General features: G+C 62.3%; 25 protein-coding genes. 15 read left to right on the forward strand and 10 right to left on the reverse strand.

Annotated features, from left to right (window positions below; translation table 11 throughout):
• The first annotated feature begins 6 nt into the window (after positions 1–6).
• The 7 genes from K3555_RS11240 to K3555_RS11270 all read left to right on the forward strand — a co-directional run bounded on the left by K3555_RS11240 (position 7) and on the right by K3555_RS11270 (position 5,887).
• The gene (locus K3555_RS11240; protein WP_260005123.1) at positions 7–240 is read left to right on the forward strand and encodes a lipoyl domain-containing protein; all 234 of its coding nucleotides are present in this window, start codon (positions 7–9) and stop codon (positions 238–240) included.
• A 50-nt stretch (positions 241–290) separates the two neighbouring features.
• Positions 291–923 carry a 2-oxo acid dehydrogenase subunit E2 gene (locus K3555_RS11245; RefSeq protein WP_260005125.1) on the forward strand — a complete coding sequence of 211 codons (633 nt, stop codon included), beginning with the start codon at positions 291–293 and terminating at the stop codon, positions 921–923.
• Positions 920–1,618 (forward strand): lipoyl protein ligase domain-containing protein, encoded by a 699-nt coding sequence (locus K3555_RS11250; RefSeq protein WP_260005126.1) that lies wholly within the window; start codon positions 920–922, stop codon positions 1,616–1,618. The genes K3555_RS11245 and K3555_RS11250 overlap by 4 nt, the downstream gene beginning before the upstream one ends.
• 35 nt (positions 1,619–1,653) lie before the next feature.
• Positions 1,654–2,247 (forward strand): hypothetical protein, encoded by a 594-nt coding sequence (locus tag K3555_RS11255; protein WP_260005128.1) that lies wholly within the window; start codon positions 1,654–1,656, stop codon positions 2,245–2,247.
• A gap of 12 nt (positions 2,248–2,259) precedes the next feature.
• The gene (locus K3555_RS11260) at positions 2,260–3,837 is read left to right on the forward strand and encodes a GMC family oxidoreductase (RefSeq protein WP_260005129.1); all 1,578 of its coding nucleotides are present in this window, start codon (positions 2,260–2,262) and stop codon (positions 3,835–3,837) included.
• 110 nt (positions 3,838–3,947) lie between these two features.
• A complete protein-coding gene (locus K3555_RS11265; RefSeq protein ID WP_260005130.1) occupies positions 3,948–4,538 on the forward strand; it encodes a VOC family protein in 591 nt (196 codons plus the stop codon).
• Positions 4,539–4,594: 56 nt separating this feature from the next.
• On the forward strand, positions 4,595–5,887 hold the full coding sequence (locus K3555_RS11270; protein WP_260005132.1) for a HupE/UreJ family protein: 1,293 nt from the start codon (positions 4,595–4,597) through the stop codon (positions 5,885–5,887).
• Between the two features lie 110 nt (positions 5,888–5,997).
• Here K3555_RS11270 and K3555_RS11275 read toward each other — a convergent pair whose 3' ends face one another.
• The 6 genes from K3555_RS11275 to gatC form a co-directional block, all read right to left on the reverse strand.
• Positions 5,998–7,728, reverse strand: coding sequence for a sigma-54-dependent Fis family transcriptional regulator (locus K3555_RS11275; protein WP_260005141.1), 1,731 nt, complete (start codon positions 7,726–7,728; stop codon positions 5,998–6,000).
• A 104-nt stretch (positions 7,729–7,832) separates the two neighbouring features.
• On the reverse strand, positions 7,833–8,171 hold the full coding sequence (locus K3555_RS11280; protein ID WP_260005142.1) for a carboxymuconolactone decarboxylase family protein: 339 nt from the start codon (positions 8,169–8,171) through the stop codon (positions 7,833–7,835).
• A gap of 809 nt (positions 8,172–8,980) precedes the next feature.
• On the reverse strand, positions 8,981–9,670 hold the full coding sequence (locus K3555_RS11285; RefSeq protein ID WP_260005150.1) for an N-acetylmuramoyl-L-alanine amidase: 690 nt from the start codon (positions 9,668–9,670) through the stop codon (positions 8,981–8,983).
• A complete protein-coding gene (locus K3555_RS11290; RefSeq protein WP_259984945.1) occupies positions 9,670–10,446 on the reverse strand; it encodes a hypothetical protein in 777 nt (258 codons plus the stop codon). Before K3555_RS11290 ends, K3555_RS11285 begins: the two co-directional genes overlap by 1 nt.
• Positions 10,447–10,487: 41 nt before the next feature.
• A complete protein-coding gene (gene gatA / locus K3555_RS11295; protein ID WP_260005157.1) occupies positions 10,488–11,975 on the reverse strand; it encodes an Asp-tRNA(Asn)/Glu-tRNA(Gln) amidotransferase subunit GatA in 1,488 nt (495 codons plus the stop codon).
• Positions 11,976–11,980: 5 nt separating this feature from the next.
• On the reverse strand, positions 11,981–12,268 hold the full coding sequence (gatC, locus tag K3555_RS11300) for an Asp-tRNA(Asn)/Glu-tRNA(Gln) amidotransferase subunit GatC (protein ID WP_259984949.1): 288 nt from the start codon (positions 12,266–12,268) through the stop codon (positions 11,981–11,983).
• 186 nt (positions 12,269–12,454) lie between these two features.
• Here gatC and K3555_RS11305 point away from each other — a divergent pair, with 186 nt between their 5' ends.
• Positions 12,455–13,147 carry a metal-dependent hydrolase gene (locus K3555_RS11305; RefSeq protein ID WP_260005158.1) on the forward strand — a complete coding sequence of 231 codons (693 nt, stop codon included), beginning with the start codon at positions 12,455–12,457 and terminating at the stop codon, positions 13,145–13,147.
• A gap of 119 nt (positions 13,148–13,266) precedes the next feature.
• Here K3555_RS11305 and K3555_RS11310 read toward each other — a convergent pair whose 3' ends face one another.
• From K3555_RS11310 to K3555_RS11325, 4 genes are all read right to left on the reverse strand, one after another.
• Positions 13,267–13,890, reverse strand: a complete 624-nt coding sequence (locus K3555_RS11310) for a DNA-3-methyladenine glycosylase I (RefSeq protein ID WP_260005159.1) — start codon at positions 13,888–13,890, stop codon at positions 13,267–13,269.
• Positions 13,887–14,180 carry a YciI family protein gene (locus K3555_RS11315; protein WP_259984956.1) on the reverse strand — a complete coding sequence of 98 codons (294 nt, stop codon included), beginning with the start codon at positions 14,178–14,180 and terminating at the stop codon, positions 13,887–13,889. Before K3555_RS11315 ends, K3555_RS11310 begins: the two co-directional genes overlap by 4 nt.
• Before the next feature lie 21 nt (positions 14,181–14,201).
• Positions 14,202–14,783 (reverse strand): TetR/AcrR family transcriptional regulator, encoded by a 582-nt coding sequence (locus tag K3555_RS11320; protein ID WP_260005160.1) that lies wholly within the window; start codon positions 14,781–14,783, stop codon positions 14,202–14,204.
• Between the two features lie 95 nt (positions 14,784–14,878).
• Positions 14,879–15,328 (reverse strand): nucleoside deaminase, encoded by a 450-nt coding sequence (locus K3555_RS11325; RefSeq protein ID WP_260005161.1) that lies wholly within the window; start codon positions 15,326–15,328, stop codon positions 14,879–14,881.
• 61 nt (positions 15,329–15,389) lie between these two features.
• On the opposite strand from K3555_RS11325, the gene K3555_RS11330 reads away from it, so the two are divergent.
• The 7 genes from K3555_RS11330 to dtd all read left to right on the forward strand — a co-directional run bounded on the left by K3555_RS11330 (position 15,390) and on the right by dtd (position 22,669).
• On the forward strand, positions 15,390–16,430 hold the full coding sequence (locus K3555_RS11330; protein ID WP_260005162.1) for a pseudouridine synthase: 1,041 nt from the start codon (positions 15,390–15,392) through the stop codon (positions 16,428–16,430).
• 173 nt (positions 16,431–16,603) lie between these two features.
• Positions 16,604–17,497 carry a 5-bromo-4-chloroindolyl phosphate hydrolysis family protein gene (locus tag K3555_RS11335; protein WP_260005163.1) on the forward strand — a complete coding sequence of 298 codons (894 nt, stop codon included), beginning with the start codon at positions 16,604–16,606 and terminating at the stop codon, positions 17,495–17,497.
• A gap of 18 nt (positions 17,498–17,515) precedes the next feature.
• A complete protein-coding gene (locus tag K3555_RS11340; RefSeq protein ID WP_260005164.1) occupies positions 17,516–18,706 on the forward strand; it encodes a toxic anion resistance protein in 1,191 nt (396 codons plus the stop codon).
• 14 nt (positions 18,707–18,720) lie between these two features.
• Complete coding sequence (locus K3555_RS11345) at positions 18,721–19,653, forward strand: DUF2927 domain-containing protein (RefSeq protein WP_409201655.1); 933 nt, start codon at positions 18,721–18,723, stop codon at positions 19,651–19,653.
• Positions 19,654–19,679: 26 nt separating this feature from the next.
• Positions 19,680–20,870: an SPFH domain-containing protein gene (locus tag K3555_RS11350; RefSeq protein ID WP_259984969.1), complete on the forward strand. Its 1,191-nt coding sequence runs from the start codon at positions 19,680–19,682 to the stop codon at positions 20,868–20,870.
• Positions 20,871–20,955: 85 nt separating this feature from the next.
• Entirely contained in the window at positions 20,956–22,077 is a 1,122-nt protein-coding gene (locus K3555_RS11355) for a TFIIB-type zinc finger domain-containing protein (protein WP_260008535.1), read from the forward strand.
• 145 nt (positions 22,078–22,222) lie between these two features.
• A complete protein-coding gene (dtd, locus tag K3555_RS11360) occupies positions 22,223–22,669 on the forward strand; it encodes a D-aminoacyl-tRNA deacylase (protein ID WP_260005165.1) in 447 nt (148 codons plus the stop codon).
• Positions 22,670–23,053 lie beyond the last annotated feature (384 nt).

Consider the following 23,053-nt stretch of genomic DNA (forward strand, 5'->3'; position numbering starts at 1 on the left):
TGCCAAGTGGCAAACGATATCATCATTCCATCCGGCTTGTGGGAGGGCGACGACGAATGCGTCATCACCGCCTGGCTGGCAAGTGACGGCGCACAAGTCACCCAGGGCGCGCTGATTGCCGAGATCATGACGGCCAAGGTCCAGTACGAAATCACCGCACCGGCAAGCGGCACCTTGAGCATCGCAAAGCAGCAGGACGAAGTTGCGGCCAAGGGCGACGTGATCGGGGCGGTCTCATGACCGTGCAGGCGGCAAGTCCTGCTGTGGTTCCACTGCGCGGGGCACGCGGGATGATCGCTGACAAGATGTGCGCCTCGCTGCGCGACGCGCCGCAGCTGACCCACCATGCACGGGCAGACATGACTGCACTGCTGGCGGCCAAGGCGCACCTCAAGGAATCCGGCACCGCGCTGTCGGTCGAAGACCTGCTGATAGGCGCGGTGGTTCGCACCCTGCGGCGCCATCCGGGCATTAACGGCACCGTGCAGGACCGCGCGGTGCATCTGCCGGATGCCATTGATTTGGGGGTTGCCATCGCCCTGCCGGGCAACCTGCTGGCGGCACCCGCGATCTTCGGGGCGGAAAGCCTGGACCTTGAAGGCCTGCGGGCCGCACGGCGGGATCTGGTGGCCCGTGCAAGGACAAACAAGCTGACGGTGCCGGAGATGACAGGCGGCACATTCACGGTGTCCAACCTCGGCCTCAGCCGGGTGGAGCAGTTCACGCCGATCCTGAATGCGCCGCAGATTGCCATTCTCGGCATTGGACGCACGGTCGAAACCGCGGTGCGCGACGGCGATGGCATCGCCTGGAAGCCTTATGCGGGCCTGTCGCTGACCTTTGACCACAGGGCCATCGACGGTGCCCCGGCGGCGGAGTTCCTGACGGAGCTTTGCGAAGCGATCGAAGGTTTCGCGCCATGATCACCCCGCCGTTTTCCATTGCCGCAGAAGGGATAGCTCGCGAAGCCACCCTATTGAAGAAGGGTAAGCCTGCGCTGATGCTGTGGCAGGCGGCAGAAAACGCACTGGTGGTTCCGGCTGCCGTAGCACGTAGGGATGGTATGCAACGCTTGATGGCCGAAGCAGCCGAACAGGGCTGGCCGGTCACCGTGCGCGGAAGCGGCGGCGGCATTGTTCCACAAGGACCATCTACCCTGAACCTTGCCATGGTGCTGCCCTGTGCGGCGGGTTTCACGGTGGAAGACGGCTACCGGATGATCTGCGGCGCGGTGACTGAGGCGCTGACCCGGTTTGACATCACCGCAGAAACCGGCGCCTGCCCGGGCGCCTTCTGCGATGGCGCCTGGAACGTTCTTGCAGGCGGCCGCAAGCTGGCTGGCACCGCACAGCGCTGGCGCGCCGCGACGCGGGAGAGGGTTGTGCTGGCGCATGCCGCGATTCTCGTCCGGACGCCGCAGCCGGATCTGTGGCCGGTGCTTCGGCAGTTGCAGGCCGCCGCCTTTGCAGCAGAACCGCCCTTACGGACGGGTGCTCATATTGCCCTGGACGCGCTGTTACCCGGCAGCATGGGCCAATCAGCCTTTCCCGGCGCCCTGATCAGAGCCGCGGAGGACCGGCTGACTGCTCTGACGCGCCGCGAAAAACAAGCGGCCTGACCGCATCAACACCACTCACTGGGAGGAGAGTAACCATGACAATCAGATTCCACCGGCGCGGCAAGGAGAAGGGCGGCAGTGCCGCCATGAACCGCCGCATGTTCCTGATGACGACCACACTGGCCGGCGTCACCACCAATGCCATGCTCGGAAGCGCATCCTTTGCGTCATCAGCGGTGCTCGACGAGGCGCAGGGCGCCAGCCTGCTGCGGATGATCCAGGATATCTACCCGCATCCGGATGTGCTGCAGGTTTCACACTACGAGGCGATTGCTGCCACAGTGAGGAAGAACGCCGAAGCGGATGCGGCGACCGCCAGTGGGCTGACTGATGGCCTGGCGCGGATCGACGCCAAGGCGCAGGAGCTGTTCGGCACCCCTTACACTGGCATCGAAGACCCGGACGCGCGTGAAGGCCTGCTGCGCCATTTTCAGGACGAGGGCTTCTTTCAGGGGGTCCGCTGGACCGCCTACTTTGGCATCTACGACAACAAGGAGGTCTGGCCGCTATTCGGCTACGAGGGCTCCTCAGTTGAGCACGGCGGCTACATCGACCGTGGGTTCTCCGACATCACCTTTGTTCCCGAGGGGCCGACCCTTGAGGAACGCATGGCCGACGTTCAGGCATAAGGGGAGGCTGACATGACAAAATTCGACCTCAACGACGACAATGTGGTTGTCATCATCGGCTCCGGCGCGGGCGGTGGCACCCTGGCAAACGAACTGGCCCAGAAGGGTGTCAAATCGGTTGTTCTGGAAGCTGGCAAGCGGTTTGACCTGAGCGATATCGAAAACGACGAATGGGCAATGTTCCAGAAAATCTCCTGGATGGATAAACGCTATTCCGGCGGCGGCTGGCACGGGGCGGTGAACCACCCGACGCTGCCTGCCTGGATCGTCAAAGGCTATGGCGGCTCGACCATCCACTGGGCGGGCGTCGCCCTGCGGTTCAAGGATTTCGAGTTCAAGACCCGCAGCACCTATGGCGAAATCGGCGGCGCCAATGTCGAAGACTGGCCGATCGACCTGGCGGAAATGACACCGTGGTATGAAAAGGCCGAGCTGAAGATGGGCGTCACCGGCAGAACCACCGGCATGCCGCATCTTCCCTGGAACAACGGGTTCCGGGTGCTGGCCGAAGGCTGCCGCCGCACCGGGCGCAGCGATTACCGCTCGGGACCGATGGCGATCAACTCGGTTGAACGTGACGGCCGCCCGGCCTGCCAGCAGATCGGGTTCTGCATGCAGGGCTGCGCCATCGGCGCCAAGTGGTCGACGATGTACACCGAACTGCCCCGCGCCGAGGACACCGGCAACTGCGAGGTGCGCACCGATGCGATGGTTCTGCGGATCGAGCATGACGATGCAGGCAAGGTGAACGCGGTGGTCTATGCAGACAGCGAGGGCAACCAGCACCGCCAGAAGGCGCGTGTTGTCTGCGTCGCGGGCAATTCCATCGAAAGCCCGCGGATGCTGCTGAACTCGGCCTCCGCGATGTTCCCGGACGGCCTTGCCAATTCCTCCGGCCAGGTGGGCAAGAACTACATGAACCACACCACCGGCGGGGTCTACGCGGTGCTGCCGGAGAAGGTGCATATGCACCGCGGCACCTCGGTGGCCGGGATCGTCGGCGATGAGGTCTACCACGACGCTTCGCGCGGGTTCAGCGGCGGTTACTACCTTGAATTCCTATCGCTTGGCCTGCCGTTCATGGCCGCCTTCCTGGAACCGGGAAACACCGGCTGGGGCCGCAGCGTGGCAGGCGCGCTGGAAAACTACGACCGGATGTCAGGAGTCTGGGTGCTGGGCGAGGATCTGGCGCAGGAGCGAAACGCGATCACCCTGCACGGCAGCGAGACCGATCAGCACGGTCTGCCGGTGCCGGTCGTCTCCAAGACCCCGCATAACAACGACTACGAGATGACGGCACATATGTATGAGACCTCGGCGCAGATTTACGAGGCCGTCGGCGCTACTGATGTTTATGAGCTGCCCGCCTATCCGGCGACCCACAACATGGGCACCAACCGGATGCACGCCGATTCCGCCAAGGGCGTCGTCAATGCCTACGGCCAGGCGCATGACATCGATAACCTTTTTGTCTCGGATGGCAGCCAGTTCACCTCCTCGGCGGCCTGCAACCCGACGCTGACCATCGTGGCGCTGGCCATCCGCCAGGCGGAATATATCGCACAGGAAATGAACGCGCAGAACATCTGACGCGGCACGTTTTCTCCCTGGCGGCCCATTCTTTCGAGGCGGGCTGCCCCTGCCGCTTCGGGAGTTTCCTATACGCCCCCGAAGCGGCGACAAAACAGAAGGAAATCGACATGTTCGGAAAACTGAAAAGTATCACCCTTATGACCCTGCTGGGCTTGAGCATACCGGCCGCGGCTGTGGCCCAGATGCCCGGCATGCGCGGCACGCAACATATCGGAATTACGGTGCCGGATGTTGACGAGGCGGTGGAATTCCTCGTCGACGTGCTGGGCTGTGAGTCATTCTTTTCGTTCGGTCCGTTCGGCCCGTTCGAGGATGACTGGATGACCAAGAATCTCAATGTCGACGCCAGTGCCGTGATCGACATCATCACAATGGTGCGCTGTGGCAACGGCCCTGCATTCGAGGTGTTCAAATACACTGCTCCGGATCAGAACAAGACCCCGCCGAAGAACAGCGACATCGGCGGCTATCATATCGCGCTCTATGTCGACGATATCAAAACGGCGACGCAATACCTGCGCGACAACGGTGTTCAGGTCCTGGAGGCGCCCCACCCGCTGCCCGGAACGGAACTGGAAGGCCTGGAATGGGTGTATTTCCTGTCGCCTTGGGGCATGCAGATGGAAATTGTAAGCCATCCCGACGGCATCGCATTCGACCAAAGGGGCGATAGCCGTCTTTGGGACCCGCGTTCCTGAAAACCAGGAAATCACAACAATCCGGACTTCTGCATTCGACATCAGGGGTCCGGAAGATGGGGGAATTTGATATGACGGAGCCAAGATTTTCCGGGATCGTTCCATTCCGAAAAAGCCTGTTTATCGCCTTACTGTCGCTTGCCGTGCTTTTCTGCGGCCCTCAGGGTGCCCGTGCGCATTTCAGCCACGCTGATCCGCGCATCATCCATATCGCGGCGCAAGGCAATGATCGGGCGATCATCCTGATCCGCATGCCCGCGCCCCTGGCGCTCTTGCCCGATGACTGGCAAGGCAGAGACGAGGTTCGGCTTCCTCCTTTTGCTGCCGAAATGAACGGTGAGCCGGTTCTTGACACCGCTGCCATCGCAAAGTCAGATGAGGCGGTGAAACTGCGGCTGCGCGATGTTGTGACGCTATGGGTCTCGGGGCAACGCCAGGAAACCCGGGTCGAGAAGTTCAGGTTCTGGGAAGACAGCGCACGGCCCTCCTTTGGCACCCTCAAGTCCGCGCTATCTGCCTATGAGGCACCGTACAGCAAAGACCGCGAGACACCGCTGCCTTATTTCGATCTCACGCTTGATGTTATGATCTCCGTACCCTCCGGCATCCTGGCGCAGGAAATACGCCTGGACTCCCAGCTTGGCCGGAATTTTCGTGTGATGGAGAGTCTCGGGACAGTGACAAAACTGCACCGGGAAACAGGCATCGAAACAAGGGCGACAATGGGCGTGCTGCAAGTGTCCTTTCCAGCCTTGCCGACGACAACCAAGATCCTGCTGGACACCGCCAAGTCAGGGGCCGAGCATATTTATCGCGGGCCCGATCACCTGGCCTTGATCATCCTGATCGCCATCGCGGCACAGCACTGGCGTCAGGCACTGTCCTGGGCCTCAGCCTTCACTGTCGGGCATATGACCACCCTTGTGGCCGGCCTTTACGGTTTTGCACCGTCAGCGTCCTGGTTCGTGCCGGTGGTCGAAACTGCGATCATCTTGTCTATCATCTACGCCTGCGCCGCCGTTTTCCTGCGGCAGGGCCGTGCATTCGGCTGGGCAAGCCTTCTGATTGTCGGATTGTTTCATGGTTACGGTTTTGCCGCTTCGGCGTCCGAAGCGCTTTTCACAGGCCAGTTTGATCCTCTGGTTCTGATCTCTTTCGCGATGGGGTTGGAGCTATGTCAGTTTGCCATTTACGCAATGGCTCTGCCATTGATTGTGATTGCTGACCGTATCCCGCCTAAATTCCGCATCTCGTGGCGCAAAGCGGTAGTGCTTGGCATAATGGTCTTCGCAATTTCCGCGGCGATCTCGCGCCTGTCCGATACGGCCAGCGCCTTCGCCGTAGCGTGATTTCAGAAGGGTTGAAGACCTGTTCGCACCGGGTTCCTGATCGACATCAAGGCACGCTGCTTTGCCGGGTTCCTGGGCGCACTTGGTTGATCGGGTGCAGGTCCAAGAAACTATTCCGGACGCTGCAGCCCTTCCGAGGCAATCCAGCGGTTGAGCGTTGCGCGGCTCTTGCCCAGCAGGCGCGCGGCCTTTGTCACGTTCCAGTTGGTGCTGTCCAACGCGTCCCGCAGCGACGCCCGCGTCAGCGCTTTGGAACTTTCCTCCCGCGGCGCCAGCAAGCGTGCCGGCAGGTCGGTCACATTGATCCGCCTGCCGTTGCCGCAAATCACCGCTTCGCGCAGAACAGCCAGCATTTCCCGCCTGTTGCCTGGCCAATGGTAACCGGTCAGCACATCCAGGGCGTTTTCAGCGATCTCGATGGCAGTATCAAAACTCTCCGCGATGACATTGGCCAGCACCGTCTCGCAATCCCGCTCGGTAACCGGCGGCAGTTCAACAACTGACTGTGCCAGAAGATACAAGAGGTTCCTGGGAATGCCCTCGTCACTCTCAAGCTGCAGCCACGGTTTGCCCGCGGTGAACAGCACCACCGGAGGATGCGCCTTTGAGCCGCTGTCTGCCCGGCTGCTGTCAAGATAGCGTTCGAGGACTGCTTGCGCTTCTGCCGACAGAGTTTCGACATTCTTCAGGATCAATGTCGGAGCTATGTCGCAAACCGGGTAATCGCTGAGGAAGTCCAGGCTTTTCAGTGCCTCTGCGAGATCGCTTTCGGTGCCGCTATGGGCCGCGTCGAGGGTGAGCGTCATTGGAGTGTCGAGGTTCTGGTCTTCCAAAAGCGCCCGGGCAAACCGTCCGGCCCCTGTGCCAGGCGCGCCGCAAATCAGCAATGGCACCCGGTGCGCCACCAGTTTGCGGGCCCGCTCCGCCAAGACCGGCAAGCCGCCGCCCTCCGCAATCAGCCGCCCCAGTGTGGCGTCCTTGCCGATCCGCGCAGGAAGGCGCGGCTTATCGGGGTGCAGCACCTTGCGCTTGGGCGGAACCACAGCCGGCCCGCGCAGGCTGATTTTAAGGTTTTTCAAATCGGAAATGTAACGCCCTGCAAGACCCTGGTGTTCGGTCGGCCGTGCGGCATCGCGCCAGAGCGGCAGGTGCGAGATGATGACACCGTCTTCATCGCAGGCCACCAGGGTTTCAAAGATGCGGTTCTGCTCCAAGTCCTGCGACAACACGCGCCCGGTGAGCTTGTCCGCGTGAAAATTGCGAAACAGGCGTGTTTGAAACTGACGGGAGGCTCGCCGCACGACCTGCTCGCACAAGGCGTGTTCCTCGGGACGCCGATGCAGAGATCCCACCAGCGTTATTGTTCCGATCAGGTTGTTCTGGGCATCGGTCAGCGGCGCTGAGCTGCAGCTGAGCTGGTGAAAGCAATCGTAAAAATGCTCGCCTCCGCGTACCGTCAGGACCCGGCCGGACTGCATCGCCATCGCGATCCCATTGGTGCCTGCAACACGCTCATCCCATACCGCCCCTCTGACAAGGCCGCTTCTTTGAAATTCCGCCTCCACCCCCTCAGGCGCATAGGATTCAATTACAATTCCGTCTGCATCAGTGATCAGCAAGCAATACCTAGAGCGGCTGGGCAGCAGAGCGGATTTGTCTACCTCTGCCGCCGCCCCGCCAGCTTGATCCAGAAACCTCTCATTGCGGTGGATGATTTCGTCGGCCTGCAGCCGCAGGATCGGGTTTCTGGTGCTTGACGTCAGGCTGTGCTTGGATTGGCTCCGCTCCCGTGAGGACCGGATCAGCTTGTCCACGGATGTCCTGTCCAAAAAAGCGGACATTTCTTGCACCTCCTGTTCTTCAGCCTTTCCGTTGCTTACCGATTGTCAGGCGAGTTTCGCTGAAATCATGCTCTGTGTCCAACCTGGTCAAACCCGGACGACAGTCAAAGCAAGCCTTCCAGCGCTTCCAAAGCCCGTCCGCCGTAAACCACTGACGGCCCGCCGCCCATTTCGACCGCAACAGAGATCGCCTCGACCACCTCTTCCCGGCTGGCCCCATGCTTCAGCGCAGCGCGAAGGTGGAACAGGATGCAATCCTCGCAGCGGATAGCAATAGAGATCGAAAACGCCATCAATTCCTTGGTTTTGCTGCTCAGCGCCGCCTCAGCTGAAGCCGCTTTCACAAGCTGGCTGTAGGGTGACATGACCCCTGGTGCCGTTTTGAACAGCGCGCCTGCGCGCCTGTCGATTGCCGCGGCTTGGTCCTTGTAAGCTGTCGTCAATTTCCGGGTTCTCCGTCAAGTACTATGGGACGGCCGGTTTGCGGATCTGCCCGCGGCCGGCTGCGTCTGTCTATTGCTGGGTGGCCGGGGAAAGTATTGCTGCATTCAACGTGCTTAGAAAGCGCTAGGGCCGAACTCTCTTTCGAGACGGAAAAATTGTCTCATCGAGCATGCAAATGAGACAGTTGCTGTCTGCTAGCTGCCTGCCTGCACGGATTTCAAAGGTTTTCAGGCTTTCCTGCCCAAATAGATGCTGCGTGGGTCCTGACCCTAAAACACTTCGGGCTATCAAAGAGCGGCGATACGCCGAGAATCCTGTTTGCTGCCGCAGTGTCATTGGACGGAACCCGTCTAACCAAATAGGCAGAGTACTCCAGGATGATCACTATGTGCGGTATTTCCGCCTTTAGAACCGCTGTGCGATGCTCAATCAGTTGCAACGCCACAGACGGATCCGCCCTGTACTGCAGGAAAGACCGCTTTTCCTTCTGCAATGCGGAGGGAGAATCTCTGCGGCGCAGCGCATCAGCGTGTTGCGTGCGCGCGCAGCATGATTTTGACAGCTCTGCTGTGGGCTCTCCGCCAGCTTTCGCCGCGTTTTACTCAAACGGCTGCTTCGCTGAATCAGCAAGGGCATTGAGCATTCCGATATTTGGTGTCTCCACGCTCAATGCCCTTGCTATCGTCGCGCCAGGATGTTGACCAAAGGTCCACGGTAGATATTGGCAGCCAGAAGAATACAGGATCCCCCTGTTCATCTGGCCGGAAATATCCCGGAGCGCGAGGCAGAGCCTCGCTGAACATCATGTTCAGAGGCCACCCCGGCCAAGCGGAATAAAATCCTCAGGCGAGAGCGGCCCGCGCGCCCAAGGCCGGAAACGCAAGCGGACAGCGGCCAGCAGCGCTTCGTCATCCGCCGGCGCTGTGAAGCCGGCCTTGCGGGCGGCCTTGCGGAAGTGATCAAACGTCCGGGTTTGCGGCCTCTCGCCGTTTCCTGCGTCTTCAGCCAATCCCTGGCGGGCCAGCCGGGCCCAGTCGAACCGCGGGCCGGGGTCGGCCTTGCGCCCCGGCGCCATGCAGGAATGGCCGATGACCCCGGCCGGAGCGATAGACCAGCGCTGCATGATACCCTGCATCAGATCTTCCAGCACCGCCATCTGCGGCGCGCTGAAGGGGTGATTGCCGCGATTGTCCAGTTCGATGCCGATGGAGCGGGAGTTTATATCCGCCTGGCCGCACCACTCCCCTGCCCCGGCATGCCAGGCGCGGTCTGCCTCGGCCACCAGTTGCCAGAGGGTGCCGTCCGCTCCGATCAGGTAGTGGGCGGAAACCTCGGCAACCGGGTCGCAGAGCCGTTCCAGTGCGGCCTGTGCGCTTTTCATCGCGGTGTAATGCAACACAATCAGGGACGGCGTCAGACCGTCCCTGCGCGGCCCGGAATTCGGGCTGGGGTGCCAGATGGCGCCCGGATGATCAGGCCCGCGCTGATCCGGCGCCATCAGTTCTGGACGGCCTGCCGGTACGGTGCCGGGTCCCAGCCGCAGGCAAAGCCGTCGCCGTCCGGATCCAGTGCCTTGCGGTCCCGCTGCGGGCCGCCTGCGTCAAGGAAGGCGGTCTGGGCCTGATCAGATGAGGCAAACTCGGCGCAGTTGCGCTTGCTGCGGGCCTGCAGGTTAATGCCCGCACGGCTGTAGAGACGGGCACCCTTGGGGTTGCTGGTGCTCAGCGCGTAACGCACGATGTTGGGACTGGCAGTATCGGTCCGCTGCGGCACGGCAACCGGCTGCACCTGCTGGTATTGCGCCCGCTGGCGCTCCAGCCGGGCGGCATCGCTTTCGATCGACTGACGGGAGGAAACCGCCTGGAAGTCGTTCTCATCCGAAATACTGGCATTCCCGCCCGGCTGCGGCGCCGGGTTGGAGGGGCTGGCCTGCAGCGGCGCGATCCCGGAATTCGACTGTGAAGCGGCAAGGGCCGCAGCCGTTTCGCGGGCAATATCGGCATCGCTGCCAGCGGCCGGCACAGACGAGGAGAACGTGCCTGCCGCCGCAACCGACCCTGGGCTGCGCGGCGCCGGGCTTACCTGATAGGGTTCGGTCGAGACCCGTGCAGGCGGCACCAGCGGCGCCCCTGTAATTGTGGTGCCCGCGGCGGGTGGCGGTGCAAACGGATCGCCGTCAATGCCGACGTTTGCGGCACTGTCGGGGACCTGAGGGGAACAGGCAGCCATAACCAGAAGGCTGCCTGCAGCGGCGTAAGATGCGAATGCGCGCATGGGGTTACCTGTCAGTTCTGCTCAACTCATTGAGCAGAGCATTACCACCATTGCTGCGGCTTGGCTACAAAGCCTGCAGCATTCTCCAGCGCATAGGCAGTGTTCAGCAGATCGCCCTCATCCCAGGGCTTGCCGATCAGCTGCAGACCCAGCGGCAGGCCCTGGCTGTCCAGCCCCGCGGGCACCGCAATCCCCGGCAGGCCTGCCAGGTTCACGGTGACGGTGAAGACGTCGTTCAGGTACATCTGCACCGGGTCCGCATCCGTCATCTCGCCGAGACCAAAGGCCGCCGACGGGGTTGCCGGGGTCAGGATCGCATCGACGCCAGCGGCAAAGACGTCCTCGAAGTCCTTTTTGATCAGAGTGCGGACGCGGCGGGCGCGGTTGTAATAGGCGTCATAGAAGCCTGCCGACAGCACATAGGTGCCAACCATCACCCGGCGCTGCACCTCGGGACCAAAACCTTCGGCGCGGGTCTTTTCGTACATCTCGGTGATGCCGTCGCCAGCCTCCAGCGCGGCGCGCTGGCCATAGCGGACACCGTCGTAGCGCGCCAGGTTCGAGGACGCTTCTGCCGGGGCAATCACATAATAGGCAGGCAGCGCGTATTTGGTGTGCGGCAGCGAGATATCCACGATCTCGGCGCCAGCGGCCTTCAGCATTTCAGCACCTTCAGACCACAGCTTTTCAATCTCGCCCGGCATGCCATCCATCCGGTATTCCTTGGGGATACCGATTTTCTTGCCCTTGATGTCGCCGGTCAGCATCGCCTCGAAATCCGGCACCGCCAGTTCGGCGCTGGTCGAATCCTTGGGATCATAGCCGCACATGGCTTCCAGCATGATCGCCGCGTCGCGCACCGATTTGGTCATCGGCCCGGCCTGATCCAGCGAGGAGGCAAAGGCAACAATACCCCAGCGCGAGCAGCGGCCATAGGTCGGCTTGATGCCGACAGTGCCGGTAAAGGCGGCAGGCTGGCGGATCGAGCCGCCGGTGTCGGTGCCGGTTGCTGCCAGGCAAAGGTCTGCTGCCACAGCCGAGGCCGAACCGCCGGAGGAGCCGCCGGGCGTCAGCTGGGCCTCGTCATTGCCGCGGCGCCAGGGGCTGACCGCATTGCCGTAAACCGAGGTCTCGTTGGACGATCCCATGGCGAATTCGTCCATGTTCAGCTTGCCGAGCATTACGGAACCGGCATCAGCCAGCTTTTGCGAGACAGTGGATTCATATTCCGGCTTGAAGCCTTCCAGAATCCCCGAGGCCGCCTGCGACGGCACACCTTTGGTGCAGAACAGATCCTTGATGCCGACCGGCAGGCCGCACATGGAAGGGGCATTCCCCGCCTTGAGGCGCTCGTCTGCCGCCTTGGCGCGGTCCAGCGCAATCTCCGGAGTCTTGTGCACAAATGCGTTCAGCGCATCTGCGGCGTCAATCGCCTTGAGGCAGGCTTCGGTCAGCTCAACAGAGGTGGTATCGCCCTTGCGCAGCGCGTCGCGGGCCTCTGCCAGGCCCAGTTTATTCAGATCGCTCATGTCTCTTACTCCACCACTTTGGGCACTGCGAAGAAGCCTTCGCGGGCATCGGGGGCATTGGCCAGCACCTTGTCCTGCTGGCTGCCATCGGTGACTTCATCCACCCGGCGCTTGAGGCGCTGCGGGGTGACCGAGGTCATCGGCTCGACGCCGTCAACATCCACTTCGTTCAGCTGTTCGATGAAGCCCAGGATCGTGTTGAACTCGTCCGCCAGCGCCGGAAGTGCTGCGTCTTCAACCTTGATCCGGGCCAGTTTGGCCACCTTGGCGGCGGTGCTTTGGTCAATCGACATGGGAACCCTCATCTGGTGTTACTGAGGCATTTACCGCCGCACCGCCCCGCCTGCAAGCCTGCAAGGGTCCTTCGCTGCATCCTGGCCTGACCTGCCCGGCGGGCGGGCAAACTTTCCGCAGGCTTCAATTCCATTTCGCAGCAAGCCTGTTAGGCTTCGGCCAAAAGCCACGGGAGGAGATTTGAGATGAAGATCATTTGGCTGGGACACGGATCGTTCCGCATCGAAACAGGCGGCCAGGTGCTGCTGGTGGACCCTTGGCTCAGCGGCAATCCGGTTTTGCCGGAGGATCAGCATGACGCCGCCATTACAGGCGCCACCCATATCCTGCTGACCCATGTGCATTTCGACCATGTGGTGGATGTGCTGCCGCTGGCAAAACGGCTGGAGGTGCCGGTGATCGGGCAATACGACCTGATGGGGCTGTGGGGCGAAACCGAAGGGGTTGAGACCGTGGGTTTCAACAAGGGCGGTACGGTGGATCTGGGCGGGGTGAAGGTTGCGATGGTGCCCGCCTCGCACAGCTCCACCTTCAACACGCAGGACGGCCTGCGCACCGGCGGGTCGGAAGTGGGCTACATGCTGATGGCAGAGGGCACGACAGTGTACCTGTCCGGCGACACTGCGATTATGGCCGACATGGACTGGATGGGGGAATACTACAAACCCGATATCGGTATCCTGTCTGCAGGCGGGCATTTCACCATGGACATGAAACAAGCCGCCTATGCGGCCAAGCGCTATTTCAGCTTCAAGACGGTGATCCCCTGCCATTACAAAACCTTCCCAATCCTGGAGCAGGACGCATCGGATCTGATCGAGGGGCTGCCGGGGGTCGAGGTCATTGAACCGGAGGTCATGAAAGCAATCGAGCTGTAACCGCTTTGGGTCGCACCGGGGCACTCCCGCCCGTTGCAGGATCCGCAGGGCGGACCCGCGCCCGTTGGGCCGGGCGCCGGGCCTGCGGCCCGGCGCGGTTGCGCTTCACTCAGATGCCGTCAGTCAGACGTTTCCAGCCCTGGCGCGGTAAAGGTCTTTCTCGCCTCGGCCGCTTTCTCCCGGCAGATACAGCCGTTGGCGTGGTCGTTGATCAGACCCATCGCCTGCATAAAGGCAAAGGCAGTCGTCGGGCCGACAAATTTCCAGCCGCGCTTTTTCAGTGCCTTGGACAGGGCCACAGAATCGGGACTGGTTGAGGCGGTCTGCGGTTCCGGAAGATTTTCCGGTCTTGGCTCGAAACTCCAGAAAAACGCCGCAAGCGAGCCGGCCTCAGCCACCAGCTCCTGGGCGCGGGCAGCGTTGTTGATCACCGCTTCAATTTTGCCGCGGTGGCGGATGATGCCCTTGTCCTGCAGCAGCCGCTCCACGTCCCGTTCGCCGAACTTGGCCATTTCATTGAAGTCAAAGCCGGCAAAGGCGGCGCGGAAGTTCTCGCGCTTGTCCAGGATGGTGCGCCAGCTGAGGCCGGACTGGAAGCTTTCCAGGCAGACCTTCTCAAACAGCCTTATGTCGCCGCCGACCGGATACCCCCATTCTTCGTCGTGGTAACGCAGGAAATCGGGCGCCGAGGCGCTCCAGGCGCAGCGGGGATGGCCGTCGGCGGCGGTGATGGTGCCGCTCATTCCCCGCCCCGCAGGAAGTCAAGCCGGGGGTCCATCATGGTGGGCGCCACGCCGATGATTTCCGGCTCCACCACGCCGCCGGTCACAAAAGGATCCTGCGCGACGCGGGCGGCCAGTTCCTCTTCGCCTTCGCCCACGGCAAGGATCGCGCCGCCTTCGCCATCGGTCATGGACCCGGCAGCAAGGAACACCCCGTCCTCGAACCCCTGTTGCAGCCAGGCCTTGTGGCCCTCCAGAAACTCGGCCAGGCGATCCTTCTGCGCCGCAAATGAAAGCAAAATAAAATACATGCGTGTCTCCTGTGATGAGTGTTAGGCAGGGTGATCCCCTGGCAGCTGATCGCCGAGCCAATCCAGCATCAGCGCCACTTCTCTATTGATGAATTCCACGTCGCCAAACGCCTGCGCCAGCGTTGCCGCTCCCTGGCTGCGGGCCAGCAGGTGCATGGCCAGGGAGTCCGCCGCTTCGCCGCAGCCCGACTCCTCAAACTGGCGGCACAGCCAATCGCGGAACAGGGTGAAAATGGCATTGGCCTGTTCCCGGGCGGCGTGGTCCAATTTGCCCAGTTCCGCCACCAGCGTGCCAACCGGGCAGCCGTAGAGGGTGATCTTGGCCTGATTGGCGATCAGGATGCGGATAAAGCAGGCAATCCGCTGCCCAGGGCTGCTGCCCTCCGCCTGCCAATTCTTCAGCTTGGTGCGGGTACTGGCCATGCGGCGCGCGATCACCGCTTCAAGGATCTCGTCCTTGGCCTTGAAATGATAGTAGAAATTTCCGCGCGAGATGCCAACCGCAGTGGCGATATCCGCGAATGATGTTGCCTCGAACCCGCGTTCATAGAACAGCTGATCGGCGGCTTCTGCAATCCGGTCTCTGGTTGTTTCCTGCGTCATCCAAACCTCTAGGGCAATTGACCTACACCACAAATAGGACAAGTGACCTAATTTTACAATCGCCAAAAGACGGGCGGAAAATTATCGTTTTCTGCTTAGCGTTTGCCCGCGAAGAAATCCCTGAGCAGTGCGCTGGAATCACCTTCTGCAATGCCGTCATAGACTTCAGGCGCGTGGTGCGCCTGTGGATGGGAGAACACGCATGCGCCGTGTGCCACACCGCCGGACTTGGGATCGGACGCGCCATAGTAGACTCGGCGGATGCGGGCAGCGGCGATGGCGGCGGCACACATCGCGCAGGGCTCCAGCGTCACATATAGATCAAAGCCGGTCAGCCGTTCGCGGCCCAGCGCCGCGCAGGCCGCGCGGATCGTCAGGATCTCAGCATGGGCGGTTGGATCGTTCAGCTCGCGGGTGCGGTTGCCTGCCAATGCTGCGACCTGTCCGTCCGGCGCGATCAGCACGGCGCCGACCGGCACCTCGCCGCGGTCTGCCGCGGCACGCGCCTGCTCCAGCGCCTTGTCCATATGCGATTTGAATGCCATGCCCCTTCCTGCCCGCGATTGCGCGCTTTCGCAAGGCGGCGGAATGCTCTATGGCACGCACATGAGCAAAGCACCCGCATCCCCCAAGGGCAAACCCGGCCCGAAACCCCAGCCCCGCAAAGCTGCAGCTGCCGCCCCTGCCGACGGCGCCCCCTCCGGCGGCGACCGCATCGCCAAGGTTTTGTCGCGCGCAGGTGTCGCCTCGCGCCGGGAGGCGGAACGGATGATCGCCGAAGGCCGCGTGTCGGTGAACGGCGAGAAGATCGACAGCCCGGCGCTGAACGTGACTGCCGCGGACCGGATCAGCGTCGATGGCAAGCCCCTGCCCGAGGCCGAGGCGCCGCGGATGTGGCTGTATTACAAGCCGATCGGACTGGTCACCTCGAACAGCGACGAAAAGGGCCGCACGACGATTTTTGACGAGCTGCCCGAAGACATGCCACGGGTGATGACGGTCGGGCGGCTTGATATCAACTCCGAAGGCCTGCTGCTGCTGACCAACGACGGCGGCATCAAACGCAAGCTGGAGCTGCCCTCGACCGGCTGGCTGCGCCGCTACCGGGTGCGGATCAATGGCCGCCCTAGGGACGAGGATTTTGCCCCGCTGCGCAAGGGTCTGGTGATCGAGGGCGAACGGTTCCAGCCGATGACCGTTGCTTTGGACCGCCAGCAAGGCGCCAATGCCTGGCTGACCGTGGGCCTGCGCGAGGGTAAGAACCGCGAGATCCGCCGCGCGATGGAGGATATCGGTTTCAACGTGAACCGGCTGCTGCGGATTTCATACGGTCCGTTCCAGCTGGGTGAGTTGAAACCCGGTGCAGTCGAGGAGCTGCGCTCGCGCGTGGTACGCGACCAGCTGGGGCTTGCTCCGGAAGAAGAACAGCCCGAAGCCCGCCCGGCCCGTTCGCGCGGCGGCAAACCCGCAGGCAAGCCTGGCGGCAAACCGATGGGCAGACCAGCTGGCAAACCGGGTGGAAAACCCGGACAGAACGCGCAAGGAAAACCGGGCAAACCCTCCGGCAAGCCGTCGGCCCCCCGCGGCGGCGGGGACGCTCAGCGCGGGGGCGGCAAGCGTCCGATCGGCAAGAATCCCCGCCGCTGAGCCATTTCCCGCAGACTTCCCCCTAGCAACAGAGCCAGCTATCCCCTAGATTTCCAATCAGTTAATCTTTGCTGGCCGTTCTGGGGGGACCTGCGTGCAGAAACTTGCCTATGCCGCCCTGTTGATCCTGATGCTTGGCCTTAGCACCGGCTGGATTGTAGGGGGCTGATCCCATGGCACAGCGTTACGGCGGCAAATACAGCCCCGATGGAAAACCCGCGCAGCAGCCCGCAAAGCCCGCGCAATCCTTTCGCAGTGCGCAAGTAGATCCTGTTGGCATGCGCGCCAACCTGATGTTTGTGCCGCCCGCGATCCTGACGCTTTTGTCCTTGAATGACGGAGCAATAGGGCTGGCGTTGGGGCTGGCAGGCGCAGGCCTGTGGACTGTCGGCGCCTTCCTGCTGCGCGAAGGGCTGAAGGCCGAGGCCGCCTTTGGTGCCCGCAAGGTGGCCCGCAAACCCGCCCTCCCCCGCAAGATCGCCGCCGCCTTGCTGGCAGGCACAGGCGCGGCCCTGGCGGCCTGGAAGGCCGAACCCGGTATTTTGATTGCCGCCATCTATGGCGCCGCAACGGTTGGATTGCATATTACCGCATTCGGGATCGACCCGCTGCAGGACAAGGGTGCCGAGGGCGTCGACGATTTCCAGCAATCCCGGGTGGCCCGCGCCGTGGACGAGGCCGAAGCGAATCTTACCGCCATGAAAGACGCCGCCCTGCGCTCCCGCGACCGCAAGGTTGAGGCGCGGGTGGAGCAGTTCCAATCTGTCGCCCGCGACCTGTTCCGCACGGTGGAGGAAGACCCGCGCGATCTGACTGCAGCGCGCAAGTATCTGACTGTGTATTTGCAGGGCGCCCGTGACGCGACGGTGAAATTCGCCGATATCTATGCCCGTAGCCAGGACGTCCAGGCCCGCACCGATTATCTGGCGCTGCTGGACGATCTGGAACAGAATTTTGCCGCGCGCACCCGCAAGATGCTGGTCGAGGACCGCGCGGATCTGAGTATTGAAATTGATGTGCTGCGCGACCGTTTGCAGCGTGAAGGGGTCCATCTGGACCAAAACTGATTAGCGAGGAAGCCGTTCATGTCCGAAGCCGTGCAACAGAAAGCCGCCCAAGCCGAGGCCCTGGTCAATGAGGTGACGGCGATCACACTGCCCGAACCCGCCGCAGACATCCAGCCGCTGGCGCAGGCCGACGCCCCTACCAGCGAGGCGATCCGGGTGCGGATGGATCAGATTGACATGGGCGACACCAATTCGATCATCCATTTCGGCTCGGCCGCGCAAAGCGAGCTGCAGACGATCAGCCAGGCGATGCTGGCCGATGTGCGCAACAAGGACGTGGGGCCTGCGGGCGATTCCTTACGCAATATCGTGACCGCCATCCGCGGCTTTTCAGTGTCCGAACTGGATATCCGCCGCAAGCCGACGTTCTGGGAGCGGCTGCTGGGCAAGGCAGCCCCTTTTGCCAAATTCACCGCGCGGTATGAAACCGTGCAGGGGCAGATCGACAAGGTCACTGATGACCTGCTGGGACACGAGCACACCCTGCTGAAAGACATCAAATCTCTCGATATGCTCTACGAGAAAACGCTGAGCTTTTATGACGAGCTGGCGCTGTACATCGCCGCGGGCGAGGCCATGCTGGCCAAGCTCGACGCCGAAGATATCCCCGCTAAGGAAGCCGAAGTGCAGGCAGCACCCGAAGATGATCAGGTGATGAAGGCGCAGGAGCTGCGCGACCTGCGCGCCGCCCGCGATGATCTGGAACGCCGGGTGCATGACCTGAAACTGACCCGCCAGGTCACCATGCAATCGTTGCCCTCGATCCGGCTGGTGCAGGAGAACGACAAGTCGCTGGTCACCAAGATCAATTCGACCCTGGTGAACACCGTGCCCCTGTGGGAGACCCAGCTGGCCCAGGCGCTGACCATCCAGCGTTCGGCCCAGGCGGCAGCGGCGGTGCGCGATGCCAATGACCTGACCAACGAATTGCTGAAGTCCAACGCCGCCAATCTGCGCCAATCGAACGAGATGATCCGGCAGGAGATGGAGCGCGGCGTCTTTGACATCGAAGCGGTAAAGCAGGCCAACGCCGATCTGATCGGCACCATTCAGGACAGCCTGCGGATTGCTGACGAAGGCAAAGCCAAACGCGCCGCTGCCGAGGCCGATCTGCAGAAGATGGAAGCTGATCTGCGCGATACGCTGGCCTCTGCCAAGTCGCGCCGCGATGGGGTTGGCGATAACGCCGGCACCGCTGTGCCGACCTGAGCGGAGTGGCAGGCGTGCAGGCATTCAGATCCGTTTGGACAAGCGGGGCGGTAGTTGCCGGGCTGACCGCGCTGTCTGCCTGCCTGCCCTTCGACCAAGCAGAATCGCTGGTGCCGCAGGCCCGACCCGCAGTGCCTGAACCTGCGGTCTACAAACCCTCTTCCGACAGCGCCCAGCTGGCTTATTATTATAACGCCCTGCAACGCGACCTGCTGACCCGCGGGCTGCTGCGCACCGATGGCGGCGGCCCGGACACGCCCTATGATGCCGAGGACCTGGCTGAAAGTTTCGAGGCGCTGGCGTTTTATGACGAATACGGCGGATCGGGCATTTCCGGCGGCTTGGGCCGTTGGGCCGGGCCGGTCCGGATCGCTGCCGAATTCGGCCCCTCGGTGCCGGCGGCCCAGCGGGCGGCGGACAAGGACACAGTCACCGCCTATGCGGCACGGCTGGCCCGCATCACCAGGCACCCGGTCAGCACGGTGGCGTCCCGGGCGAACTTTCACGTGATCTTTGCCAGCCTGGATGACAGCGCCTTTGTCGCTGAGCGGGTGCGCGAGCTGTTGCCTTCGATCAGCGCCAAAGACCTGTCGCTGCTGGCAGCCCCGCCCCGCAATTTTTACTGCCTTGTGGTTGCCGGCGGGCCGCAGAGCGACCCGCTGTCCTACACCCGCGGCGTGGCGCTGATCCGGGCCGAGCATCCCGATCTGGTACGCAAAAGCTGCGTGCATGAGGAAGTCGCGCAAGGGCTGGGTCTCAGGAATGACAGCCCGCGGGCGCGGCCCTCGATCTTTAACGACGACGACGAATTTGCGCTGCTGACCAGCTTTGACGAAAAACTGCTGCAGATGCTGTATGATCCAAGACTGAAAACGGGGATGGGCGCCGGCGAGGCCCGTCCCGTGATCCGCATTCTCGCCCGCGAGGCGATGGGCCAGGAGCTGTAGGCCAGCAAAGAAAGAGGACCTGACAGATGGGTATTTTCGATTTTCTCAAAGGCGAATTCATTGACGTCATCCATTGGGTGGATGACACCCATGACACCATGGTCTGGCGGTTTGAGCGCGAAGGCCATGAGATTAAATACGGCGCCAAGCTGACGGTGCGCGAGGGCCAGGCAGCGGTATTTGTGCATGAGGGCCAGCTGGCGGATGTGTTCACACCCGGTCTTTACATGCTTGAGACCAACAACATGCCGGTGATGACAACACTGCAACACTGGGACCACGCGTTCCAGTCGCCGTTTAAATCGGAAGTCTATTTTGTCGACACCACCCGGTTCAGCGATCTGAAATGGGGGACCAAGAACCCGATCATCTGCCGCGATCCGGAGTTCGGCCCGGTGCGGCTGCGGGCCTTTGGCAGCTATACCGTGCGGGTCGCTGACCCGGCGCGGTTCCTGACCGAGATCGTCGGCACCGATGGTGAATTCACCATGGACGAGATCTCCTATCAGATCCGCAACATCATCGTGCAGGAGTTCTCCCGCGTGGTCGCTGGCTCCGGCATTCCGGTACTGGACATGGCCGCCAATACCGCGGACCTGGGCAAGCTGGTAGCGGCTGAGATCTCTGGCACAATCGCCGAATACGGCCTGATGATCCCTGAGCTTTACATTGAAAACATCTCGCTGCCGCCCGCGGTGGAAGAGGCGATGGACAAGCGCACCCAGATGGGCGTTTTGGGTGATCTTGGCCGCTACACCCAGTTCTCCGCTGCCGAAGCAATGACCGCTGCAGCGCAAACCCCGAACAGCGGCATGGGTGCTGGCATGGGTATGGGCATGGGGTTCGCGATGGCCCAGCAGATGGGCAACCAGTTCGGCAACGGGGCAGCGGGTCAGCCCGCAGGCCCCTGGGGCGCCCGCCCCGCCCCCGCTGCAGCCGCACCGGCAGCGCCTGCCGCAGCCCCGCAGGCCGCACCTGTTGCCCCGCCCCCGCCGCCGGTCGAGCATGTCTGGCACATTGCAGCGGACGGACAGACCTCCGGCCCCTACTCAAAAGCAAGAATGGGACGGATGGCGCAGGACGGCACGCTGACGCGGGAAAGCCATGTCTGGACCCCGGGCCAGGATGGCTGGAAGCGGGCCGGCGACGTGATGGAACTGGCGCAGCTGTTCACCATCCTGCCGCCGCCTCCCCCGCCACCGCCACCTGCCGGATAACGCCGCGCCGGGGCAGCACCCCCCAAGCGGTTTGCTGCCCGCCCCATCCCCTGCCCCTTTACCTGACAGGTTGCCGCACGTGACGATGCCCCCGCCGCCGCCCGCTGAAACCATGCCCGCCACCGAGGAAGAAACTCATCGCTTCCCTTGTGAACAATGCGGTGCGGACTACTCCTATGACCCGGCCGCGGGCCCCCTGACCTGCGGCCACTGCGGGCATTCCGAAAGCATCCGCAGCGGGCCATGGAAAGGGACTGCGCTTCAGGAACTGGACTTCGCCGCCGCCGCCGCAGACCGGCTGCCAGAGGCGGAGATCGAAGTGACCCGCGTTTCCACCTGCCCCAATTGCGCAGCACAGGTTGAGTTTGACCCCGACACCCATGCCAAGGAATGCCCGTTCTGCGCCACACCGGTGGTCACTGGAACCGGCGAAAGCAGGCATATCAAACCCAAGGGCGTGCTGCCCTTTGCAATACCCGAGCGCGCCGCGCATAAGGCAATGACCGACTGGCTGGGCGGCCTGTGGTTTGCGCCTAGCGGCCTGAGGGAATACGCCCGCAAGGGGCGGCGGATGCAGGGTATCTATGTGCCCTACTGGACCTATGACGCCCAGACCCGCAGCCGCTACTCCGGTCAGCGCGGCACGGTTTATTACGTGACCGAGACCTACCAGCAGGATGGTGAGACCAAGACCCGGAAGGTGTCCAAGGTGCGCTGGACGCCGGTGTCTGGCCGGGTGCAGAGGTTCTTTGACGATGTTCTGGTACTGGCCTCCAACAGCCTGCCCAAACGCTATACCGAGGCACTGGAACCCTGGGATCTGTCTCAGCTGGAACCGTACCAGCCGCAATACCTGGCGGGTTTCCGGGCCGAGGCTTACACCGTGGATCTGGAAACCGGTTTCGCCGAAGCGGGCCAAAAGATGGACCGGGTGATTGAGCGTGATGTGCGATTTGACATCGGCGGCGACCGCCAGCGGATCGGCAATATTGACACTCAGGTTTCAGAGGTGACCTTTAAACACATCCTGCTGCCGGTCTGGCTGGCGGCCTATAAATACCGCGGCAAGACCTATCGGTTTGTAATCAACGGGCAATCCGGGCGGGTGCAGGGCGAACGGCCCTATTCTGCGGTCAAAATCGGAGCCGCCGCGCTGGCCGCCGCCATCGTGATTGCCGCCATCGCCTATTTCGCCGGGCAGCAGTAAGGCCCGCCGGCCAGCGACAGGAGAGACATGCATGACACCCGATCTGCCCAGCCTTGATGATCTGTTATTCACCCGCCACAGCTGCCGCGCTGCGCTGCAGGATTTCATGGGCTGACGCGGCTGAACCGAAGCAAGGACAAGACATATGCGGGCATTGATACAGCGGGTCAGCGAGGCCTCGGTCACTGTTGAGGGCACGGCCATCGGCGAAATCGGCCCCGGCTTGCTCATCCTGATCTGCGCCATGGAGGGCGACGGCCAGGCGCAGGCGGATCAGCTGGCGGCCAAAATATCCAAGCTCCGGATTTTCAAGGACACGGGCGGCAAGATGAACCGCTCGGTGCTGGATACCGGCGGCAGTGCGCTGGTGGTCAGCCAATTCACCCTGGCCGCCGACACCCGCCGCGGCAACCGTCCGGGGTTTTCCACTGCCGCAACCCCTGCCGACGGCGAACGGCTGTACGAATATTTTGCGGAGCAATTGTCCCGGCTAGGTTTGGAAATTGCAAAAGGACAGTTCGGTGCCGACATGAAGGTCCGGCTGCTGAATGACGGCCCGGTGACGGTCTGGATGGACACAGAACAGCTCTGATCCGGCGCCAACAGGCAGCCATCTGGCGTGCCGCAAACCGTTCTTAGGGATTGGCCAGGACGACCCCGCCTGCCGCTGCGGAAAAAGGTCAGGAATTGGTCTTTTGCGGTGCGGAAGACGTTTTTGGACCTCAAAGCATCGATTCTTTCCGAATTCAAACCCGGCGGCGTGCACGATCGCGGCAGATTCATAAAAATTCCGTCATTCCGGAGCACAAAAATTTCTTGTCGCATTCCGGATGTTTTTTTGATTTACACGCGACATTACCACTGAAAACGGCACCTTACCTAAAAAAGACGACACCCCCTTATCCGGCCTCGCAAGTACTCGTTCCCGCCCGCCAAGGGTTTGGCGAATAACGCTTGCGAGGTGGCAGTAAATGCG

Source organism: Leisingera sp. M527 (assembly GCF_025141525.1).
In the GTDB taxonomy this organism is placed as follows: Bacteria; Pseudomonadota; Alphaproteobacteria; order Rhodobacterales; family Rhodobacteraceae; genus Leisingera.